Raw genomic sequence first — 19,189 nt, forward strand, 5'->3', positions numbered from 1 at the left:
ATGCCCCGCTCGCGCCTCTGCGTGCGCTTCGCTGCGGTTGCTTCGCGTCGGTCCATCAATGAGCGTCGATACTCCCCCTATCGACGCTTCACCACGCATCACGCTTCGCCGTAACCGACCATCGCCTTGGTTTCCAGATACTCGCGCAGGCCCGCCTCGCCCCACTCGCGCCCGTTACCCGAGCGTTTGTAGCCGCCAAACGGCGCGCTGAAGTCGGGTGCCGGGTAGTTCAGATGCACGCCACCCGCGCGCAACGCGCGCGCCACCGTGCGCGCACGTTCGACACTTCCCGACTGCACGTACGCGGCCAATCCATAGACGGTGTTGTTGGCGATCTCGATTGCGTCGTCATCGTCGTCGTAGGGGATCATCGAAAGCACCGGGCCGAAGATCTCTTCACGCGCGATGGTCATGTCGGGCTTGACGTCGGCGAACACCGTCGGCTTGATAAACCAGCCTTTCGACAGGCCCTCCGGCAGACCCGTGCCACCCGCGACGAGCCGCGCGCCTTCGTCGATGCCCGATTGAATCATTGCCTGGATGCGCACGAACTGATTGCGGTTCACCACCGGGCCCAACTGCGTGGTCACCTTGTCGGTGGCGCCGACCCTGAACGCCTGCGCCGCGCGGGCCGCGATTTGCGCGGCTTCATCCATCATGCGCCGCGGCACGAGCATGCGGGTCGGGCTCGAGCACGACTGGCCCGAGTTGGCGAAACAGGTGTTCACGCCGCGCGTGACCGCATCGTTGAGGTTCACGTCGTCGAGCAGGATGTTGGCCGACTTGCCGCCGAGTTCCTGCGCCACGCGCTTCACGGTATCGGCCGCCAGCTTCGCGACCTGAATGCCCGCGCGCGTCGAGCCCGTGAACGAGACCATGTCGATATCCGGATGCGATGCGATCGCCGCACCGACGCCCGGGCCGTCGCCGTTGACGAGATTGAACACGCCCGGCGGCACACCCGCTTCGTCGAGCACTTCGGCAAAGAGCAGCGCGCTGAGCGCCGAATATTCGCTGGGCTTGAGCACCATCGTGCAACCGGCCGCGAGCGCGGGCGCGATCTTCACGACGATCTGGTTGACCGGCCAGTTCCACGGCGTGATGAGCCCGCACACGCCGGCCGCTTCATGGCGCAGCCGCGTCGTGCCGTGCTGCGTTTCGAAAGCGAAGTAATCGAGCACATCGATCAGCGCATTCAGATGCGTCGGCCCGCGCGCGGCCTGATTGTTGCGCGCGAAAGTAATCGGCACGCCCATTTCGGCGCGCATTGCTTCCGCGAATTCGTCGATACGGCGCTCGTAAATCTGCACGATGCGCTTGAGCAACGCGACGCGATCGGCGACCGTGCTCGTCGAATACGAGGGGAACGCGCGGCGCGCGGCCGCCACCGCACGGTCGACATCGGCCGCATTGCCGAGCGCAAGCTGATCGAAACGCACCTCGGTGGCCGGATCGATCAGATCGAACCAGACCGGCGCGAGCGGCGCGACCCATTTTCCATCGATATAAAACTGTCCAACGCGAGACATTCCAGGCTCCAGAGTGAGAAATCGCCGGCTAAGCTGCTCGCAAGCCTTCGAAGCCAAGGCCCGCCAGCCAGCCGGGCCGCGGCGCGACCGGCTAGCGGGCAGCGCTTCATGCGTTCTATCGAAGCGCGGAGAAAGCGGTCGGCGTCAGAAAGCAGTTCTCGATACGCTCGACGATCGGTTTATCCGCTTCGGTCGCCGCGCGTTTCGTGAGCCACTCCTGATCCGACTGAAACGCGTTCCATTTGGTTTCGCGCTCAGCGAGGCTTTCCCACTTGATCATGTACGTCAACGTGTGATTGCTCGGCCCGACCAGCGTCGTAAAGAAGCCGATCTGCTCGATGCCGTATTTCTCGAAGAAACCGAGCGTGATGTTGACGAAGCGATCCAGCAGCGCCGGCAGGCGTGTCGGCGCACAGTGATAGACGCGCATCTCGACAATCATTAAAAGTTCTCCGTATGGGGGTTCAAGGGAAATGCGAAGCGGATGCTATCTCAACGAAGCGGCCAGCTACGCAAAAGCGCTACAAAAACCGTACAAGGCAACCGGTCTCTTTTTCTAACCCGGTTCGGCACGCGCGATATACATCGGCGCCGCGGCGTCGGGGGCGGTATCGAGGGTCCACAAGGTATCGAGCAAGCGTCGCGTGTCGACATGCGGCGCGCCATACGCGGCGAGCTCGCTCAGCTTGGTGTCGAGCTCGGCGTCGGAAAGCGGCACGGCGAGGCTGCCGCGTGCGGCGCTCACCGTGCGCGACACGCTCTCGCCCGAGCGCAGCAGCACCGTGACGCGCGCGGCTTCGACCGGAAAGCGCTGATCGTCGACGAATGCGACGCGACCCGCGAACGCGCGCACGGCCGGGTCCGCCGCGCTTTCGTCGCTGAATTCGGCAAGACCCGCGCGGCCTGTCGACAGCACCACCGCCACGCTATGCTGCGCGCTGACCTGTGCTTCGCGGCCGCTGCGAATGCCGGGCCGGTCGGTGCGTTCGCGCAGCAGCGGATGACCGAGCAGTTCGACGCGTTCGATATCGGCAAGCGACCAGTGCCGGTTGCGCGCCAGCTCGAGGCAGGCTTCGATGACGGGATTCAGCACGACGCCGCATGGGTACGGCTTATACGTGTTGGCCTGCAAGGCCCAGTCGCGGCCGAGCCCCGCGGTAAGCGCCGTGAAATCGGGTCGATCGGAGCACACGCGCAGAAAGCCGCGCTCGCCTTCGATCGGCCGCGCCGGTCCGCTCAAGCCCTCGCCAGCGAGCAGCGCCGACAACATGCCGTTGCGCGCCGCATTGCCGACACTGACGCTTTTCGCCATCGTGCCGAGCGTTTCGACGAGTCCGCCCGCCTGTGCGGACGCGTGGCCCAATGCGTGCGCGGTCTGACCGGCATCGAGGTTCAGTACCTTTGCCGCCGCTGCTGCCGCGCCGAATACGCCGCACGTCGACGTAATGTGCCAGCCGCGCTGATAGTGTGACGGCGACCCCGCGTTGCCGATCCGGCATTCGATCTCGACGCCGAGCACGAAAGCGAGCAGCAGCGCCTGCCCGCTCATGCTCGTGCCGCTGTTCGAGCTTTCGCCAAGCGCGAACAGCGGCGCGGCAACCGGCGCGGTTGGGTGGATGATGGTCGGCAGATGCGTATCGTCGAAATCGTGCACGTTGGCGGTCATCGCATTGAGCGCGGCCGCATTCAGCACATCGGTGCGCTCGGCGCGGCCGATCAGGCTCGCGTGGTCACCGGCGCGAAAGCGGCGATAGACGCTCACGGCTTTCTCGATCGACGGATCGGCACAGCCGGCGAAGGCGACGGCGAAATAATTGACGAGCGAGCGCTTCGCCTCGTGCCGCACCGCTTCGGGGATATCGTCCCAGCGCGTGCGCTCGACGAATTGCGCGAGCTGCCGCGTCGGCGTAAGCGGTTCTTGCGCGGAGGTCGTGCGTGGCTGCATCGGCTATCGTTCCTTCGAAGAACACCAGGGTTGGTTTCGCTTGCGTGGCGAGAGCAGGATGAATCGGCTAGCGGCTGCTGATCGCGGCCGCCGCGCGTTCGTCCGCTGCATGCGCGCCATCGCCGGTTTCGGCGGCAATCGCTTCGAGCGAACGGTTTTTCGTCTCCGCGCCAAGCACGCCGACAATCAGCGCCTGCAATAACAATGTGCCGACAATCAACCCGATCACACCGCTAATGCCAAAACCCGCGAATGCCGCCGCAACGCCATACGGCACGACGATGCTGACCGCGCGTCCGACCGTGTTCGCCAGACCCGAGCCGCGCAAACGCAATTCGGTGGGAAACAGCTCGGGGACATAGCTCGCGACGCTGAACGAAGACAGCACATAAATGCATGCGGTAATCGCAAAGCCGAGCAGCGTGATCGCCGCCGCCGTTTGCGCGAACGGATACGCGACGCCGAACGCCACGCAGACCAGCGAGAACACGACGATGCCCCATTTGCGTCCCACGCGCTCGGCCAGCGCAAACGCGATCAATGAGCCGACCGGGCCGCCCGCGAACATCGCCGCGGTGAGGCCGAGCGAGTTCGAAATGCTGTGCCCCTGTTTGACGAGGAAAGTCGGAATCCAGCTGACAAACGCATAGTTCACGATAAACAGCGCGACAAGCACCGTGATGGCGGTGATCGTGCGCGTCAGCAGCCGGCGGGAGAAGAGTTCGGAAAGGCGCGCCGCGCTCGCCGCTGCGACATTCGTCGTGCCCTGCGCCGCCTGTCGTGCTACCTGAACTGCTGCCCGCCGCACAGCCGCTCGCGCCGATTCTCTCGACGCCACCGGGTCGACGCCGCAGGCGGTCTCGATGCGCGCCACGATCGCTTCCGCTTCGTCGCTTCTGCCGCGCGCGGCAAGCCAGCGCGGCGACTCGGGCATCGACTTGCGCAGCAACCACACGACGAGCGCGCCGCAGCCGGCAATCGCAAACATCCAGCGCCAGCCGTAGTGCGGAACGATCAGCCAGCCGAGGAACGTCGACAGAAACAGCGAGGTATTGATGATCAGGTTCAGGATCGTGCCAAAGCGGCCGCGCCACACGGCCGGAATGAATTCGGAAAGCGTCGCGTAACCGACGACGATTTCCGCCCCCATGCCGAGCCCCATGACAAGCCGGAAGAAAATGAGCCAGTCAATCGACGGTGTGAGCGCCGCGGCAATCGACGCAAAGCCGTAAATGCCGAGATTGATCTGATACGAGAAGCGGCGGCCGAAACGGTCGCCGAGCACACCCGACAGCCATGCGCCCGCCATCATCCCGATGAAGGTGACGGATACGAAGGTGGCATTGAGCTTCAACGTCGATTCGCCGCTATGGATCAGCGCGGCGAGCACGGTGCCCGCAATATAGATGTCGAACGAATCGAAGTACATGCCGGCCGCGATCAGGCCCAGCAGACGCCAATGAAAACCGGACAGCGGCAACCCGTCGAGGCGTAAGCCGATCGTCGATGAATCACGCATGCTGAGTGTCTCCGCTCTGCTCTGCTGTGGATGGCCGCTGAAACCGGATGAATCTCGTTTCGAGATGATTATATTCCTGTCATACAATCAGTCAAGCAGATAGACGCACGTTCCAACTGTGGCCGGGTTTGCCCGCATCGGCCCCGCATTTGCTCAAATTTGCGTTTTCCGACCCCACTCCGGACAATGCCGCTCAACGGCTACCCAGGCGGGGAAAGAAATGGAATTGCGTCAGTTGCGGTATTTCGTCAGCGTCGTCGAGCACGGCAGCATGGGCAAGGCGGCGCTCGAACTCGGCATCGTCACGTCCGCGCTGAGCCAGCAGATCAGCCGCCTCGAAAGCGAACTCGCGACGCGCCTGCTGCAGCGCACGTCCGGCGGCGCCGTGCCGACCGACGCGGGGCTCGCGTTCTGGCGCCAGGCGCAACTTGCGCTGCGCCACGTCGACGACGCCGCGCTGGCCGCGCGCCAGGCACGCCTGTCGGGCCACGTCACGGTGGGCCTCGCGACCAGCACGAGCGGCGTGCTCGGCCTCGCGTTCATGCGTGCCATGCGCGAGCGCTACCCCGATGTGCGACTGCGCATCGTCGAGACCTTGTCGGGCTATCTCGCCTCGATGCTCGGCGCGCGGCAGATCGACCTTGCAATTCTCTTTCACGAAGAACCTGCGCAACGCTGGAGCGTGATGCCGTTGCTCGACGAGCGGCTGTTCGTGATCGGCGCGCGCGGCCTGCCCGGCATGCCGGCCACGAAGCGCGTGCGGCTGGCGAAGCTCGGCGCGCTGCCGCTGATCCTGCCGAGCGGCCCGCACGGCTTGCGCACGACGCTCGCCGCATCGTTCAAGCGTGCGAAATACGAGCCGCGCATCGTCGCCGAAGTGGATGGCCTGGCGATGCTGATGGATGCGGTGCGCGGCGGCCTCGGCGCAACCATCCAGCCGGGCGCGGCACTGGCACGCGCCGAATACGCGGGGCTCGCAAGCGTGCAGATCGCGGACGCCGATGCGGTGCGGCCGAATCTGCTGGTCAGCGTCTCGGACGACGAACTGTCGCCGGCCGGACTTGCCGCGCGCGTCGTGCTGGCGGACACGGCGCGTGCGCTGGTCAGCGAAGGCCGCTGGCTGGGGGCGCGGCTGCGCTGAGCGGTAACTGAGCAGTAACTGAGCGGGTTCCTGCGAACGGCGCCGAAGCGATCGTCCAGGAAGTCTTCACGAAAACTGAAGACCCATTGCGCGCGCGCGCCTTGCGGCAATTTACCGCGCCGACTACATTGCGGCGATATCTGGAGACTCCCCACATGATCGACGTATTAGTCATCGGGGGCGGCAATGCCGCGTTGTGCGCCGCGCTGATGGCGCGCGAAGCCGGCGCATCGGTGCTGCTCCTCGAGTCCGCGCCGCGCGAATGGCGCGGCGGCAATTCCCAGCACACGCGCAATCTGCGCTGCATGCACGACGCGCCGCAAGACGTGCTCGTCGATGCGTACCCGGAAGAAGAGTACTGGCAGGACCTGCTCAAGGTGACGGGCGGCATCACGAACGAACACCTGGCGCGCCTGACGATTCGCGCGTCGTCGACGTGCCGTCCCTGGATGCGCAGGCATGGTGTGCGCTTCCAGCCGCCGCTGTCGGGCGCGCTGCATGTCGCGCGTACCAACGCATTTTTCATGGGCGGCGGCAAGGCGCTCGTCAACGCGTACTACCGCAGCGCCGAAGCGCTCGGCGTGCAGATCCGCTACGAAACGCCGGTCGATTCGATCGAACTCGACAACGGCCGCTTCGTCGCCGCAAAAAGCGGCCAGCAGCGTTTCGAAGCGCGCGCGTGCGTGCTGGCCGCCGGCGGCTTCGAATCGAACCGCGAATGGCTGCGCGAAGCGTGGGGGCAAAACGAGCGCGGCGAATGGCCGGCCGATAACTTCCTGATTCGCGGCACGCGCTTCAACATGGGCGTGCTCCTCAAGCACATGATCGAGGAAGCGCGCGCCGACGCGATCGGCGATCCGTCGCAGTCTCACTGCGTGGCGATCGACGCGCGCGCGCCGCTGTACGACGGCGGCATCTGCACACGCATCGATTGCGTGTCGCTCGGTGTGGTCGTGAATCGCGAGGCCGAGCGCTTCTACGACGAAGGCGAAGACTTCTGGCCGAAGCGTTACGCGATCTGGGGCCGGCTCGTCGCGCAGCAGCCCGGACAGATCGGCTATTCGATCATCGATTCGAAAGCAATTGGCCGCTTCATGCCGCCCGTGTTTCCGGGTGTCAAGGCCGACACGCTGGCTGACCTCGCGCGCGCGCTGGGCCTGCCCGTCGACACGTTCATGGATACCGTCAACGCGTACAACGCGGCATGCCGGCCCGGCACGTTCGACCACACGAAGCTTGACGACTGCCATACCGAAGGCCTCACGCCGTCGAAGACACACTGGGCGCTGCCTCTCGATAAGCCGCCGTTCTACGGTTACGCGCTGCGCCCGGGCATTACGTTCACGTACCTCGGGCTCAAGGTCAACGACCGCGCGCAGGTGCATTTCGGCGGCACGCCGAGCGAGAACCTGTTCGTGGCCGGCGAGATGATGGCCGGCAATGTTCTCGGCAAGGGCTATACGGCGGGCGTCGGCATGTCGATCGGCACCGCGTTCGGCCGCATCGCGGGCAAACAGGCGGCCCATGCCGCGCAGGGACACGCGCTCACCGCCTGGACGGCCGACGCCGCAAGCGAATCAACCGGAGTAGAACGTGCAGAAGCTTGAAGCACTCGCGCACGATGCGCAGCAACTGGCGTCCGGCCGCGAGGAAACGAACCGCGGCGCGGGCGGCGGGCAGACGCAGCGAACCATCCGCGTGCTGCCGCTCACCGAAAACGAAACCGAGGTCGCGCGGCAGATGCAGATCTGCAATGCGTGCCGCTATTGCGAGGGGTTTTGCGCGGTCTTCCCCGCGATGACGCGCCGCCTCGAGTTCGGCAAGGCCGATATCAATTACCTGGCGAACCTGTGCCATAACTGCGGCGCGTGCTATCACGCATGCCAGTACGCGCCGCCGCATGAATTCGCGGTCAACGTGCCGCGGGCGATGGCGAAGGTGCGTCTCGACACATACAGCGAATACGCCGTGCCGTCGTTCATGGGCGCGCTGTATAAACGCAATGGCCTGACGCTGTCGCTCGCGCTGGCATTCGGCCTGGCGCTTTTCCTCGTGCTCGGCGTGGTAATGAAAGGACCGCTCTTCGGCGCGCCGCTCGCGGGCAACTTCTACGCGATCTTCCCGCACAATCTGCTCGCGTTGCTGTTCGGCATCGTGTTCGTGCTGGCCGTCGTCTCGCTTGGCATCGGCGTGATGCGCTTCTGGAAAGACGTGGCGGCGGGAACCGCATCGGGTGCGACCGCAAGCGGGGCAGTTGCGGAAGCAACGAAGCACGCGCTGACGCTCAAGTATCTCGACGGCGGCCACGGCGACGGCTGCAACGAAGCCGACGACCGCTTCACGCTCGCACGGCGGCGCTTTCACCACTTCACGTTCTACGGCTTCATGCTGTGTTTCGCCGCCACGGTCGTCGCAACCTTTTATCACTATTTCCTCGATCTGCATGCGCCGTATCCGTTCCTGAGCGTGCCGGTGCTGCTCGGCACGCTCGGCGGCATCGGTCTTCTGATCGGACCGGCCGGCTTGCTGTGGCTCAACGTGCAGCGCGATCCGGCACGCGGCGACGCCGCACAAAAGCCGATGGATCGCGGCTTTATCGCGCTGCTGCTGCTCACGAGCGCGACGGGTCTCGCCTTGCTCGCGTGGCGCGATACGGCGGCGCTCGCGTGGCTGCTCGCCGTGCACCTCGGGGTCGTGCTCGCGCTCTTCGCGACGCTGCCTTACGGCAAGTTCGCGCACGGCATTTTCCGCAGTGCCGCACTGCTCAAGTCGTCAATCGAAAAAAGACAGGCGAATAGTTTGAAGCTCGGTTCGGAATGAGTTAGCGTACGAGGCGCGCCGATTCGAGGCCCCCAAAAAGGCCTCAATCCGGCCACATTCCTTTCGAAATGAAAGAAAACCAAAGCAACAAAGGTTCAAACTACGCATTGCGGAAATACCCATGGAGACAAACATCGTGTCCTCGACCACCACGCCTCTCGCGGCGCACACTACCCGGTCGAAGGCGGCCGCCGTGCTACGCGTCACGAGCGGCAACTTTCTCGAGCAGTTCGACTTCTTCCTGTTCGGCTTCTACGCCACCTATATTTCGAAGGTGTTCTTCCCGACCGGCAGCGAGTTCGCGTCGCTGATGCTGACTTTCGCGGTGTTCGGCGCCGGCTTCCTGATGCGTCCGCTGGGCGCGATCGTGCTCGGCGCGTATATCGACGAAGTGGGCCGCCGCAAAGGGCTGATCGTCACGCTCTCGCTGATGGCGAGCGGCACGATTCTGATTGCGTGCGTGCCCGGCTATGAAACGATCGGCCTGCTCGCACCGGCGCTCGTGCTGATCGGCCGCCTGCTGCAAGGCTTTTCGGCGGGCGCGGAACTGGGCGGCGTGTCGGTATACCTCGCCGAAATGGCGACGCCGGGCCGCAAAGGCTTTTACACGAGCTGGCAGTCGGCCAGCCAGCAGGTCGCGATTATCGTCGCCGCGCTGCTCGGCTACGCATTGAACGCATGGATGCCCATCGACACGCTGCATGCATGGGGCTGGCGCATTCCGTTCTTTATCGGCTGCATCATCGTGCCGTTCCTGTTTTTGCTGCGCCGCTCGCTGCAGGAAACCGAAGCGTTCGCCGCACGCAAACACCATCCGAGCGCACGCGAAGTCTTCCGCTCGATGCTCGCGAACTGGACGACGGTAATTGCCGGCATGCTGCTCACCGCCATGACGACGACGACGTTCTATCTGATCACCGTCTATACGCCGACCTTCGGCAAGACCGTGCTGAAGCTGTCGACGGCCGATAGCCTGATCGTCACGCTGTGCGTCGGCATCGGCAACTTTATCTGGCTGCCGATCGGCGGCGCGGTGTCGGACCGTATCGGCCGCAAGCCGCTGCTGCTGCTGATCACGGTGCTCGCGATTTTCACCGCGTATCCGGCGCTATCGTGGCTCGCTTCGGCGCCGAGCTTTGGCCGCATGTTTATCGTGCTGATGTGGTTCTCGTTCTTCTTCGGCGCGTACAACGGCGCGATGGTCGCCGCGCTGACGGAAGTGATGCCGGTCGAAGTGCGCGTCGCGGGCTTCTCGCTTGCATTCAGTCTTGCCACTGCGCTGTTCGGCGGCTTCACGCCGGCTGTGTCGACGTTCCTGATCCAGGCGCTGCACGACAAGGCCGCGCCCGGTTACTGGCTCAGCTTCGCGGCCGTGTGCGGACTGATCGCCACGCTCATTCTGTATCGCAAGGGCGGCGCCGCGGAGCGGCTGAAGGACGCGGCTTAAGCCGCCGTGCCAACGCAACAGGCGACAGGCGACAGGCCCATGACCGATCCGATTCCGTTCGTCCCCGACCGTTTCAGCCAGGCGGCCGCGCACTATCTGACCGGCCGCGCGGCCTATTCGCCGCGTTTGATCCGGCGCGTGGCGCTTGCCGCGGAGCTCGACGGCACGCAGCGCCTGCTCGATATCGGCTGCGGACCGGGTCAGTTGTCGATCGCATTCGCGTCGTGGGTCGCCGATGGACTCGCGCTCGACCCGGAACCCGAAATGCTGCGCATCGCGTCGGAACTGGGCGCGGGCCTCGCGCCGAACATCGTGTTTCGTCGCGGCAGCTCATACGATCTGGCCGACCACATCGGGCAGTTCCGGCTCGCCGTGATCGGCCGTGCGTTTCACTGGATGGACCGCGCCGATACGTTGCGGCGCCTCGAGACGCTGATCGGGCCGGGCGGCGCGGTCGCGCTGTTCGGCACATCGCAGCCCGAAGACGCAAGCGAGCCGTGGATGGCCGACTTCCGAAACCTGCTCGACCAGTATGCACAAGCCGACCCCGCGCGTGCGCGGCGCAAATCCGACGACTGGGTCGGCCATGAAGCGGTGCTCATGCAATCGGCGTTTGCGTCGATCGAGCGCGTGTCGGTCATCGAGCGGCGCCGCGTGCATGTCGACGCGCTGATGATGCGGCCGCTCTCGATGTCGAGCTTATCGCGCAAGCATCTGGGCGAACGTCTCGATGAACTGATGGAACGCCTGAAGCAACTGCTCGACGCGCATGCGCGCGACGGCTGGCTCGACGAATGGGTCGAGTCGACGGCGGTGATTGCGCGGCGATGAACGCGGCCTCGCGGCAAACGCCATTACGGTGTCGCGCATGAGCTAATAACGAAAATAACGTTGCCGGGCTTTGTAAGGCACCCGTACCATCACGGCTTTGCGCGTTTTTGCGCGCTCGCCGCATGTCTACCTCCCTCGCTCCAGAACGCGCCGCGGCGCCGGCCCAATCCCAGGCGGCCGCCCCTGCGCATGCGCTGATCCGCTCCGCCGCGGATGTCTCCCGTCTCGTCAACCAGGGCGCAGCCGTCGGCAGCGACGCGCGCATTGTCGTCGCGATCGCGCTCGGCGGTGTGTTTCTCGACGCCTACGATCTCGGTGCGCTCGCGTTCGGCCTCAAGGACGTCGCGCGCGAATTCTCGCTGACGCCGGCCGGCACCGGTTTCGTCGCCTCGGCGATCACGTTCGGCGCGATTGTCGGCGCCTGCCTCGGCGGCTTTCTCACCGACCGCATCGGCCGCTACCGCGTGTTTATGGCGGACATGTTCTTCTTCGTGGTCGCCGCGCTCGCCTGCGCGTTCGCGCCGAATGCATGGGTGCTCGGCGGCGCGCGTTTCGTCATGGGTCTGGGCGTCGGCATCGATCTGCCGGTCGCGATGGCGTTTCTCGCCGAGTTCTCGCGACTGCGCGGGCGCGGCAACAAGGCGGCGCGCGTCGCGATGTGGTGCCCCGTCTGGTATGCGGCGATCAGCGTGTCGTATCTGCTCGTGCTCGCGTTCTACGCGATGCTGCCGGCCGGCCACCAGCCTCTGCTATGGCGGCTGATTCTCGGCTTCGGTGCCGTGCCCGCGCTGATCATCATCGCGATCCGCAGCCGCTATATCAGCGAGTCGCCGGTGTGGGCCGCCAATCAGGGCGACCTTGCGGGTGCGGCGAAAATCCTCAAGCGCTCGTACGGCATCGACGCAGCGGTCGCGCCAGATGCCATGCAGACACCCGCTGCATCGAGGAGCGCGCCGCGGCGCGCATCGTGGGCCAACTACGGCACGCTGCTGCGCGGCGTCTATCTGAGGCGCACCGTGCTCGCGACGGTCATCGCCGTGGCGTCGTCGTTCGCGTATAACGCGGTCGCATTCGGTCTGCCGGTGATTATCTCGAGCTTCCTCGCTCAATCGATGCTGACGACGATCCTCGCCTCGCTCGCGCTCAATCTCGCCTTCGCGTTCGTCGGCGGCCTGATCGCCGTGCGAACGGTGCCGAAGACCGGCGCGTGGAAGCCCACCGTGCTCGGTTACACGTTCCAGCTCGCCGCGCTGGTCGGTCTCGCGATCGTCGGCAAGCCGGCGGCCGGCGTGCAGGTGGCGATCGCGGTCGCGCTGCTCGGCGCGTTCCTGCTCGGTCAGGGCTTCGGCCCCGGCTCGCACAGCATGACCTTCGCCTCGCTCAGCTATCCGACGTCGCTGCGCGGCGTGGGCGTCGGCTTCAACCAGACCTTGATGCGCGCAAGCTCGACGGTATCGCTGTTCCTGTTCCCGGTACTCGCCGCCGCACTCGGCACACGCGTGTTCTGGATCATCGCGGCCGCGCCGCTTTGCGGGCTCGTCGCCCTGCTTGCGATTCGCTGGGAACCGTCAGGCTACGACGTCGATGCGGAAGATTTCGCGACGGGCGTGACAGGCGCAACGGGCACAACGGCAGCGACATCGACAGCACGCTGACACGACGCGATCACCACTGAAGACTGTCTGTAACGAAGAAGGCTCATCGGGTAACCGGTGAGCCTTTTTTGCATTCCAAAGCTTTTCCCGTGGATGCCCGCACGTCGCTATTTATTGAGAGAGAAAGGCATGCAATGATCGCGCGCCGCCTCGCTCCGTGCAGTTGCAACAGCTGTGCAACACACGGAGCGAAGCTCGACAACGCGTTGGGCTTTGCGTGCATGTTTTGCGTGCCTGTTTTTGCGTACTTGCTTTTTGCGTTTTCCTTTGCGCTTTTCTCTCCGATATCGATGCTCGAGCTTCTTCTCTTTCACCTGCTGTGGATTGTCGTGCTGCTCGCGCTCGTGCTGGCCGTTTGTTGCGCCGTCAACTGGTTATGGCCGGACGAGTCGCTCGACCGCGTGCGCGTCTTCGTGACCGTCGCGATCTTCGCGCTGATCTTCGATGCCGCGCTGACCTTCCTCGTGTTCTCCGATTCGCAGCCGCGTTATGGCATGTACAGCACCGCCCTCGCGTTTGCCGGACGCGCGTGCGCGTACGGGCTCGCCGCCACGGCCGGTTTCTGTTTCGCACGGCTGCGTCGGCAGCGGCGCTCACGCCGTTTTCAAGCATTGCGCATCAATGCGGCGCGATAGGCGAGCGCCATTCGTGACTTATGCATGAACAATGCGCAGCAATGCGGGAATACGGCTTGCTAACGCCCGCGCGCTCGGCTATAACTCCCGAGAACTACGGGGCGGACGAGCCCCGCTAGTCGTCACGCTCAATGCCCTGTACCTCCCTTCCCGGGCAGAAGCGTGTGCAGCGGAACCACGCGGTCGCGGAGCAACAGCGGCGCAAACGTACGCTGGCGCCACGCAGCACCGCGCATACGCTGCAGTCGATCGAACGAAGCACAACATAACCGACTCGCGCGAGGACATCGTGGACCTTGAAACCGTACGCGTTTTCCTGATGACCCGGGGCATCGACTTCGGAACCAAAGTACTGGCCGCGATCGTCCTGTGGATCATCGGGCGCTGGGTCATCGGACTCGTCACGCGCTTGCTGCGCGCGGTTCTCGAACGCAATAGCCGCGTCGACCCGACACTCGCGCATTACCTCAGTTCGATTCTCGGCGCGCTGCTGAATCTGCTGCTGATTCTCGCGATTCTGCAGGTGTTCGGCGTGCAGACCACCTCGTTTGCCGCGCTGCTCGCAGGTCTCGGTCTCGCCATCGGCACCGCATGGGGCGGCCTGCTCGCGCATTTTGCGGCCGGCGTGTTCATGCAGGTGCTGCGGCCGTTCAAGGTCGGCGATTATGTCACGGCGGGTGGCGTGACCGGCACGGTGCGCGAACTCGGGCTGTTCGGCACGACGATCGTCACGCCCGACAACGTCACGACCATCGTCGGCAACAACAAGATCTTCTCCGACACGATCTCGAACTACAGCGCACTGCCCGTGCGCCGCGTCGAACTGACCGCGAAAATCGCCAACGGCGTCGATCCGGTCGATGCCACGAACCGGCTGCGCGCGGCCGTGGTGCGCATTCCGAATGTGGCCGAGAACCCCGCGCCCGATATCGAAGTGCTGTCGTTCACGCCCGAAGGGCCGATGCTGTGCGTGCGGCCTTACACGCATACCGACCACTACTGGCAGGTCTATTTCGACACGAACCGCGCCATCGTCGAGACCTTCAGGGAAGCCGGCTATCCGACGCCGGAAACGCCGTTCGTGCGGCGCACGGCCAGTTCCTAGCGAAACCGCGGGCGGCCACGCAAACAAAAAGGGCATCGCAATCGAAGCGATGCCCTTTGTCTTGCCTGATGCGTAGTCCGCTGCGGCGCGGTTCACCGCGCGATGCTTGCCCGTCAGACCGACGAGGCGCTCACAGCCTTCACTGCCCGCCCGTCTTGCGCGCGGAAGTCTGCGGCGCGCGTCGTCGCAACACCTTCCACAGCGCGCCCAATGCAACCGGCACGATCGCCGCGCCGATGCCGACCAGCACGATCACGTTCAGGTACTGGCGGATAAACGGAATGTTGCCGAAGAAATAGCCGAGCAGCACGAGCAGCAACACCCAGAACAACGCGCCGGCGATGTTGAACAGCTGGAAGCGCCGCACGGTCATTTGCGATGCGCCCGCGACAAACGGCGCGAAGGTCCGCACGACCGGGATGAAACGCGCCAGCACGATGGTCTTGCCGCCGTGTTTTTCGTAGAAGTTGTGCGTCTTGCGCAGCGCCTCGCGATCGAGGAACCGCTCGAGCACAGGGATGTGCGAATCGAACACCCGCACGCCGATCGCGCGCCCGATCATGTAGTTGACCGTGTTGCCGGTCACGGCCGCGACGACGAGCAGCACGGTCAGGACGCCGATATTCATCGCGCCGCTCGCCGCGAACGCGCCGCCGATAAAAAGCAGCGAATCGCCGGGCAGAAACGGCAGGACGACCAGACCCGTTTCGCAAAACACGATCAGAAAGAGGACCGCATACACCCATGCGCCGTACTGGCGAATGAAATCGCCGAGGAAGGCGTCGATGTGCAGGACGAGGTTGACGAAATGCAGCAGCGTATCCAAAAAGACATCCTCTTAAGAGCGTGAATAGCCAGGCGCGTGCCGCCCAGCACGCTTGTAGTCCGACGAAAAGCGCACGCGAAGGGGCGCACATGCACCATCGGTCGCAGCAGCATCCGATGCACCTGGAGGCACCTGATGCACCCGACACGGTGCCCGGTACGGTGCTCATTGCCCGCTCATTGCCGGCGCTCAATGTGACACTGCCATATGCATCGCGGCGCTTAGCACAAAACGGCAAAACCCGCCCGGGCCGGAGTTGCGACCGCGCCATGATACCGAAAGTGCCGCCTTCAATATTAAGAAATTATGGGCGGCCCCTGGCGCGAGAACCCGTGAGAAAGCGCGGCGATGAGAAAGCGGCGAGCGGACGGCGATCGGCTGACGGTCGTCGCGCGGCGAATCGCTATAATTCCGCCATGTCCGAATTCCGCGAACCGTCAGACGACACGGCCGCAGGCGCCTCTACCGCGCCCGCGCAAGCTCCGGTCGCCGCCGCCCCCTCCCGCGATGTGCGCGCGGCACGCGCGCCGCGCCCGATCCAGCCCCTGCCCGATCAGTTGATCAGCCAGATCGCCGCCGGCGAAGTGGTCGAGCGTCCCGCATCGGTCGTCAAGGAGCTGCTCGAGAATGCGCTCGACGCCGGCGCGACCACGCTGCGCATCCTGCTCGACGAAGGCGGCGTCAAACGCATTTCGATTACCGACGACGGCTGCGGCATCCCCGAAGCCGAACTGGCGCTCGCGCTGACGCGCCACGCGACGAGCAAGATCCGCTCGCTCGCGGAGCTCGAAGCGGTCGCGACGCTCGGGTTTCGCGGCGAGGCGCTGGCGTCGATCGCATCGGTGTCGGACATGGCCATTACCAGCCGCATCGGCGACGCGCCGCACGCGACGCGCATCGACGCGAGCACGGGCGCGCTCACGCCCGCGGCCGGCACGCAAGGCACAACGATCGAAGTGCGCGAGCTGTACTTCAACACGCCGGCGCGCCGCAAATTCCTGAAGAGCGAACAGACCGAACTTGGCCATTGCATCGAAATGGTCCGCCGTGTCGCGCTTGCGCGGCCCGACGTCGCGATTTCGGTGCTGCACAACGGCCGCGCGGTCGAACACTGGAACGCGAGCGATCCGGCGGCGCGCGTTGCGAAGATTCTCGGCGAGGCGTTCGCCACCGCGCACCTGCCGCTCGACGAAGCGGCCGGGCCGCTCGCCGTATACGGCTGCGCCGGCCTGCCGACCGCGAGCCGCGGCCGCGCCGACCAGCAGTACTTTTTCGTGAACGGCCGCTTCGTGCGCGACAAGCTGCTCACGCACGCCGTGCGCGCCGCGTATGAAGACGTGCTGCACGGCGACCGTTACCCGTCGTATGTGCTGTTTCTCGATCTGCCACCCGAGGCGGTCGACGTCAACGTGCATCCGTCGAAGATCGAAGTACGCTTTCGCGATTCGCGCTCGATTCACCAGTTCGTGTTCCACGCGGTGCAGCGCGCGCTCGCGCGCCATGCGGGCGCGTCGCCGGAGACGACCGCAGGCGGCCATGCCGCGCATCTCGAACCGCTTGGGCGGCCGGGGTCGTTTGGGTCGACGCCGCTCGGTGGCGCAACCGAAGGCGGGGGCGGTGGTGGCTTCGCCGGCGGCGGCGCAGCGTCGTCGGGCGGCGGCAGCCGCTTCGGCAGCCAGGCGCCGCCGTCGGGGACGACATGGATGCGCGATGCGCGGATGCGCCAGGGCACGTTGCCGGTCGCGCAGCCGCTGGCGCTCTACGACGCGCTGTTCGGCCGCAAGGACACCGGCGCCGCGGCTTCGTCCGGTTCGCCGTACGGTGCGACGGCGTTCGATGCATCGACAGCGCCCATCGCGCGCGATACCGACGACACGAGATCGCCGTTCGCCGCGCTGCCGCCCGGCGCCGCCGCCCGATTCGACACATTCGGCACATTCGATGCCTCCGACGATCAGCCGCTCGGTTTCGCGCTCGGCCAGATCCACGGCATCTACGTGCTCGCGCAGAATGCGCGCGGGCTCGTGATCGTCGATATGCATGCGGCGCACGAACGCATCCTCTACGAGCAATTCAAGAACGCACTCGCCGATCGGACCATCGCCGTGCAGCCGCTGCTGATTCCGCAGTCGATGCCGGCCGATCCGGTCGAAATCGGCATCGTCGAGGAAGAGCGCGAAACGCTCGATGCACTCGGCTTCGACCTCGCCGTGCTGTCGCCGACCACCCTCGCGATCCGCGCCGTCCCCGCGCTGCTGAAAGATGCGGACCTGCCCGCGCTCGCGCGCGCCGTGCTGTCCGACTTGCATGCGTTTGGCGGCTCGCGCGTGCTGACCGAGCGTCAGCATGAGCTGCTCGGCACGCTTGCATGCCATCACGCGGTGCGCGCGAACCGGCGCCTCTCGCTCGACGAAATGAATGCGCTGCTGCGGCAGATGGAAGCCACCGAACGCGCGGATCAATGCAATCACGGGCGGCCGACGTGGTATCAGCTGACGCTGTCCGACCTCGATCGCCTTTTCATGCGTGGCCAGTGAGCGCGTCGCAGATCGATGCGCGCGCAACGGTTGTATGCAATGACGCCATGAGCGCTCCGCTATGACACGCGTCGCCGCCCCGCTTGCCATCGCCTGCCTGCTCGGCCCCACCGCATCGGGCAAGACCGCGGCGGCGCTCGCCTTCGCGGCGCGGCGGCCGGCGGAAATCGTCAGCGTCGATTCGGCGCTCGTCTATCGCGGCATGGATATCGGCACTGCGAAGCCCAGCGCGGAAGAGCGCGCGCAGGTGCCGCATCATCTGATCGACATCGTCGATCCGGCCGACGCGTATTCGGCCTCCGACTTCCGCGCCGATGCATTGCGCGCCATCGATGCGATCGTCGCACGAGGCCGGGTGCCGCTGCTCGTCGGCGGCACGATGCTGTACTTCAAGGCGTTGACGCAAGGGCTCAACGACTTGCCCGCCGCCGATGCCGCGCTGCGCGCCGAACTCGAAGCCGATGCCGCGCGCGACGGCTGGCCCGCGCTGCACGCGCGCCTCGCCGCCGTCGATCCGCAAACGGCCGCGCGGCTTGCACCGAACGACTCGCAACGCATCCAGCGCGCGCTCGAAGTATTCATGCTGACCGGCCAGCCGATGTCCGCGCTGCTCGCGGCGCCTGCGCGCGACGATCCCGCCGCGGCGCGTTATCGCTTCGTGCCGGTCGCGCTCGAGCCGTCGGATCGCGGCGTGCTGCATGCGCGTATCGCACAGCGTTTCGATGCGATGCTCGCGGCCGGCTTTATCGATGAAGTGCAACGGCTGCGCGCGCGCGGCGATCTGCATGCGGGTCTGCCGTCGATGCGCTGTGTCGGCTACCGGCAGGCGTGGGCGTATCTCGACGGCGCCACCGACTACGCGACGATGCGCGACAAAGGCGTCTTCGCGACGCGGCAGTTGTGCAAGCGGCAATTGACCTGGCTGCGCGCGATGCCGGAACGGATCGTGATCGACTGCTGCGCGCCCGATGCGACCGAACAGGCGCTGCACGCGCTGGAGCCGATCGTCGACGCTCGGTCGTAGACGCTCGCGGGCCGAACGCCGGCTGACTTCATTACTCCCCCACTACCGCCTGACCGGCCGTTCGCGGTTTCATGGTCATATGTGTTCCGCTCCGCTGCCACGCGAAAAAGGACACAGACGATTTTTTCCGGCGGAGGGATCGATGCGTTGTTCTGAAACCAGCGTAAGTACAGCG

Annotated in this window: 15 protein-coding genes; 10 read left to right on the forward strand and 5 right to left on the reverse strand. The window is 65.4% G+C overall.

The annotated features are described in order from the left end of the window. Positions 1-98: 98 nt before the first annotated feature. From ACYPXD_RS25725 to ACYPXD_RS25740, 4 genes are all read right to left on the reverse strand, one after another. A complete protein-coding gene (locus ACYPXD_RS25725; RefSeq protein WP_459717759.1) occupies positions 99-1,529 on the reverse strand; it encodes an aldehyde dehydrogenase family protein in 1,431 nt (476 codons plus the stop codon). A gap of 115 nt (positions 1,530-1,644) precedes the next feature. Then, positions 1,645-1,971, reverse strand: coding sequence for an NIPSNAP family protein (locus tag ACYPXD_RS25730; protein WP_459717763.1), 327 nt, complete (start codon positions 1,969-1,971; stop codon positions 1,645-1,647). Between the two features lie 114 nt (positions 1,972-2,085). Beyond that, positions 2,086-3,474 carry an MmgE/PrpD family protein gene (locus ACYPXD_RS25735; protein ID WP_459717766.1) on the reverse strand — a complete coding sequence of 463 codons (1,389 nt, stop codon included), beginning with the start codon at positions 3,472-3,474 and terminating at the stop codon, positions 2,086-2,088. Positions 3,475-3,541: 67 nt separating this feature from the next. Further along, a complete protein-coding gene (locus tag ACYPXD_RS25740) occupies positions 3,542-4,993 on the reverse strand; it encodes an MFS transporter (RefSeq protein WP_459717769.1) in 1,452 nt (483 codons plus the stop codon). Between the two features lie 220 nt (positions 4,994-5,213). On the opposite strand from ACYPXD_RS25740, the gene ACYPXD_RS25745 reads away from it, so the two are divergent. The 8 genes from ACYPXD_RS25745 to ACYPXD_RS25780 all read left to right on the forward strand — a co-directional run bounded on the left by ACYPXD_RS25745 (position 5,214) and on the right by ACYPXD_RS25780 (position 14,627). Further along, positions 5,214-6,134 (forward strand): LysR family transcriptional regulator, encoded by a 921-nt coding sequence (locus ACYPXD_RS25745; RefSeq protein WP_459717772.1) that lies wholly within the window; start codon positions 5,214-5,216, stop codon positions 6,132-6,134. Positions 6,135-6,289: 155 nt separating this feature from the next. Continuing rightward, on the forward strand, positions 6,290-7,741 hold the full coding sequence (tcuA, locus tag ACYPXD_RS25750) for an FAD-dependent tricarballylate dehydrogenase TcuA (RefSeq protein ID WP_459717775.1): 1,452 nt from the start codon (positions 6,290-6,292) through the stop codon (positions 7,739-7,741). Further along, positions 7,728-8,954, forward strand: a complete 1,227-nt coding sequence (tcuB, locus tag ACYPXD_RS25755; protein ID WP_459717778.1) for a tricarballylate utilization 4Fe-4S protein TcuB — start codon at positions 7,728-7,730, stop codon at positions 8,952-8,954. The genes tcuA and tcuB overlap by 14 nt, the downstream gene beginning before the upstream one ends. A gap of 121 nt (positions 8,955-9,075) precedes the next feature. After that, a complete protein-coding gene (gene tcuC / locus ACYPXD_RS25760) occupies positions 9,076-10,401 on the forward strand; it encodes a tricarballylate/proton symporter TcuC (protein WP_459717781.1) in 1,326 nt (441 codons plus the stop codon). Between the two features lie 39 nt (positions 10,402-10,440). Beyond that, positions 10,441-11,232 carry a class I SAM-dependent methyltransferase gene (locus ACYPXD_RS25765; RefSeq protein WP_459717784.1) on the forward strand — a complete coding sequence of 264 codons (792 nt, stop codon included), beginning with the start codon at positions 10,441-10,443 and terminating at the stop codon, positions 11,230-11,232. A 122-nt stretch (positions 11,233-11,354) separates the two neighbouring features. Then, positions 11,355-12,887 carry an MFS transporter gene (locus ACYPXD_RS25770; RefSeq protein ID WP_459717788.1) on the forward strand — a complete coding sequence of 511 codons (1,533 nt, stop codon included), beginning with the start codon at positions 11,355-11,357 and terminating at the stop codon, positions 12,885-12,887. A gap of 290 nt (positions 12,888-13,177) precedes the next feature. Beyond that, a complete protein-coding gene (locus ACYPXD_RS25775) occupies positions 13,178-13,522 on the forward strand; it encodes a hypothetical protein (RefSeq protein ID WP_459717791.1) in 345 nt (114 codons plus the stop codon). Positions 13,523-13,811: 289 nt separating this feature from the next. Beyond that, a complete protein-coding gene (locus ACYPXD_RS25780) occupies positions 13,812-14,627 on the forward strand; it encodes a mechanosensitive ion channel family protein (RefSeq protein WP_459717794.1) in 816 nt (271 codons plus the stop codon). Between the two features lie 139 nt (positions 14,628-14,766). On the opposite strand, the gene ACYPXD_RS25785 is transcribed toward ACYPXD_RS25780, so the two are convergent. Continuing rightward, the gene (locus ACYPXD_RS25785; RefSeq protein ID WP_459717799.1) at positions 14,767-15,453 is read right to left on the reverse strand and encodes a DedA family protein; all 687 of its coding nucleotides are present in this window, start codon (positions 15,451-15,453) and stop codon (positions 14,767-14,769) included. Positions 15,454-15,869: 416 nt separating this feature from the next. Between ACYPXD_RS25785 and mutL the strand changes: the two genes are divergently transcribed. Both mutL and miaA read left to right on the forward strand, forming a co-directional pair. Next, on the forward strand, positions 15,870-17,990 hold the full coding sequence (gene mutL / locus ACYPXD_RS25790; protein ID WP_459717802.1) for a DNA mismatch repair endonuclease MutL: 2,121 nt from the start codon (positions 15,870-15,872) through the stop codon (positions 17,988-17,990). Between the two features lie 61 nt (positions 17,991-18,051). Then, positions 18,052-19,014, forward strand: a complete 963-nt coding sequence (gene miaA / locus ACYPXD_RS25795) for a tRNA (adenosine(37)-N6)-dimethylallyltransferase MiaA (protein ID WP_459717805.1) — start codon at positions 18,052-18,054, stop codon at positions 19,012-19,014. Positions 19,015-19,189 lie beyond the last annotated feature (175 nt).

The sequence above is a fragment of the Paraburkholderia sp. 2C genome (assembly GCF_054589215.1).

Bases quoted from the DNA above. Each gene is read 5' to 3' on its own strand.
- ACYPXD_RS25745 (WP_459717772.1), top strand. From the start codon at position 5,214: ATGGAATTGCGTCAGTTGCGGTATTTCGTCAGCGTCGTCGAGCACGGC.
- tcuA (WP_459717775.1), top strand. From the start codon at position 6,290: ATGATCGACGTATTAGTCATCGGGGGCGGCAATGCCGCGTTGTGCGCC.
- ACYPXD_RS25740 (WP_459717769.1), bottom strand. From the start codon at position 4,993: ATGCGTGATTCATCGACGATCGGCTTACGCCTCGACGGGTTGCCGCTG.
- ACYPXD_RS25725 (WP_459717759.1), bottom strand. From the start codon at position 1,529: ATGTCTCGCGTTGGACAGTTTTATATCGATGGAAAATGGGTCGCGCCG.
- ACYPXD_RS25735 (WP_459717766.1), bottom strand. From the start codon at position 3,474: ATGCAGCCACGCACGACCTCCGCGCAAGAACCGCTTACGCCGACGCGG.
- ACYPXD_RS25765 (WP_459717784.1), top strand. From the start codon at position 10,441: ATGACCGATCCGATTCCGTTCGTCCCCGACCGTTTCAGCCAGGCGGCC.
- miaA (WP_459717805.1), top strand. From the start codon at position 18,052: ATGACACGCGTCGCCGCCCCGCTTGCCATCGCCTGCCTGCTCGGCCCC.
- ACYPXD_RS25770 (WP_459717788.1), top strand. From the start codon at position 11,355: ATGTCTACCTCCCTCGCTCCAGAACGCGCCGCGGCGCCGGCCCAATCC.
- mutL (WP_459717802.1), top strand. From the start codon at position 15,870: ATGTCCGAATTCCGCGAACCGTCAGACGACACGGCCGCAGGCGCCTCT.
- ACYPXD_RS25775 (WP_459717791.1), top strand. From the start codon at position 13,178: ATGCTCGAGCTTCTTCTCTTTCACCTGCTGTGGATTGTCGTGCTGCTC.
- ACYPXD_RS25730 (WP_459717763.1), bottom strand. From the start codon at position 1,971: ATGATTGTCGAGATGCGCGTCTATCACTGTGCGCCGACACGCCTGCCG.
- tcuC (WP_459717781.1), top strand. From the start codon at position 9,076: ATGGAGACAAACATCGTGTCCTCGACCACCACGCCTCTCGCGGCGCAC.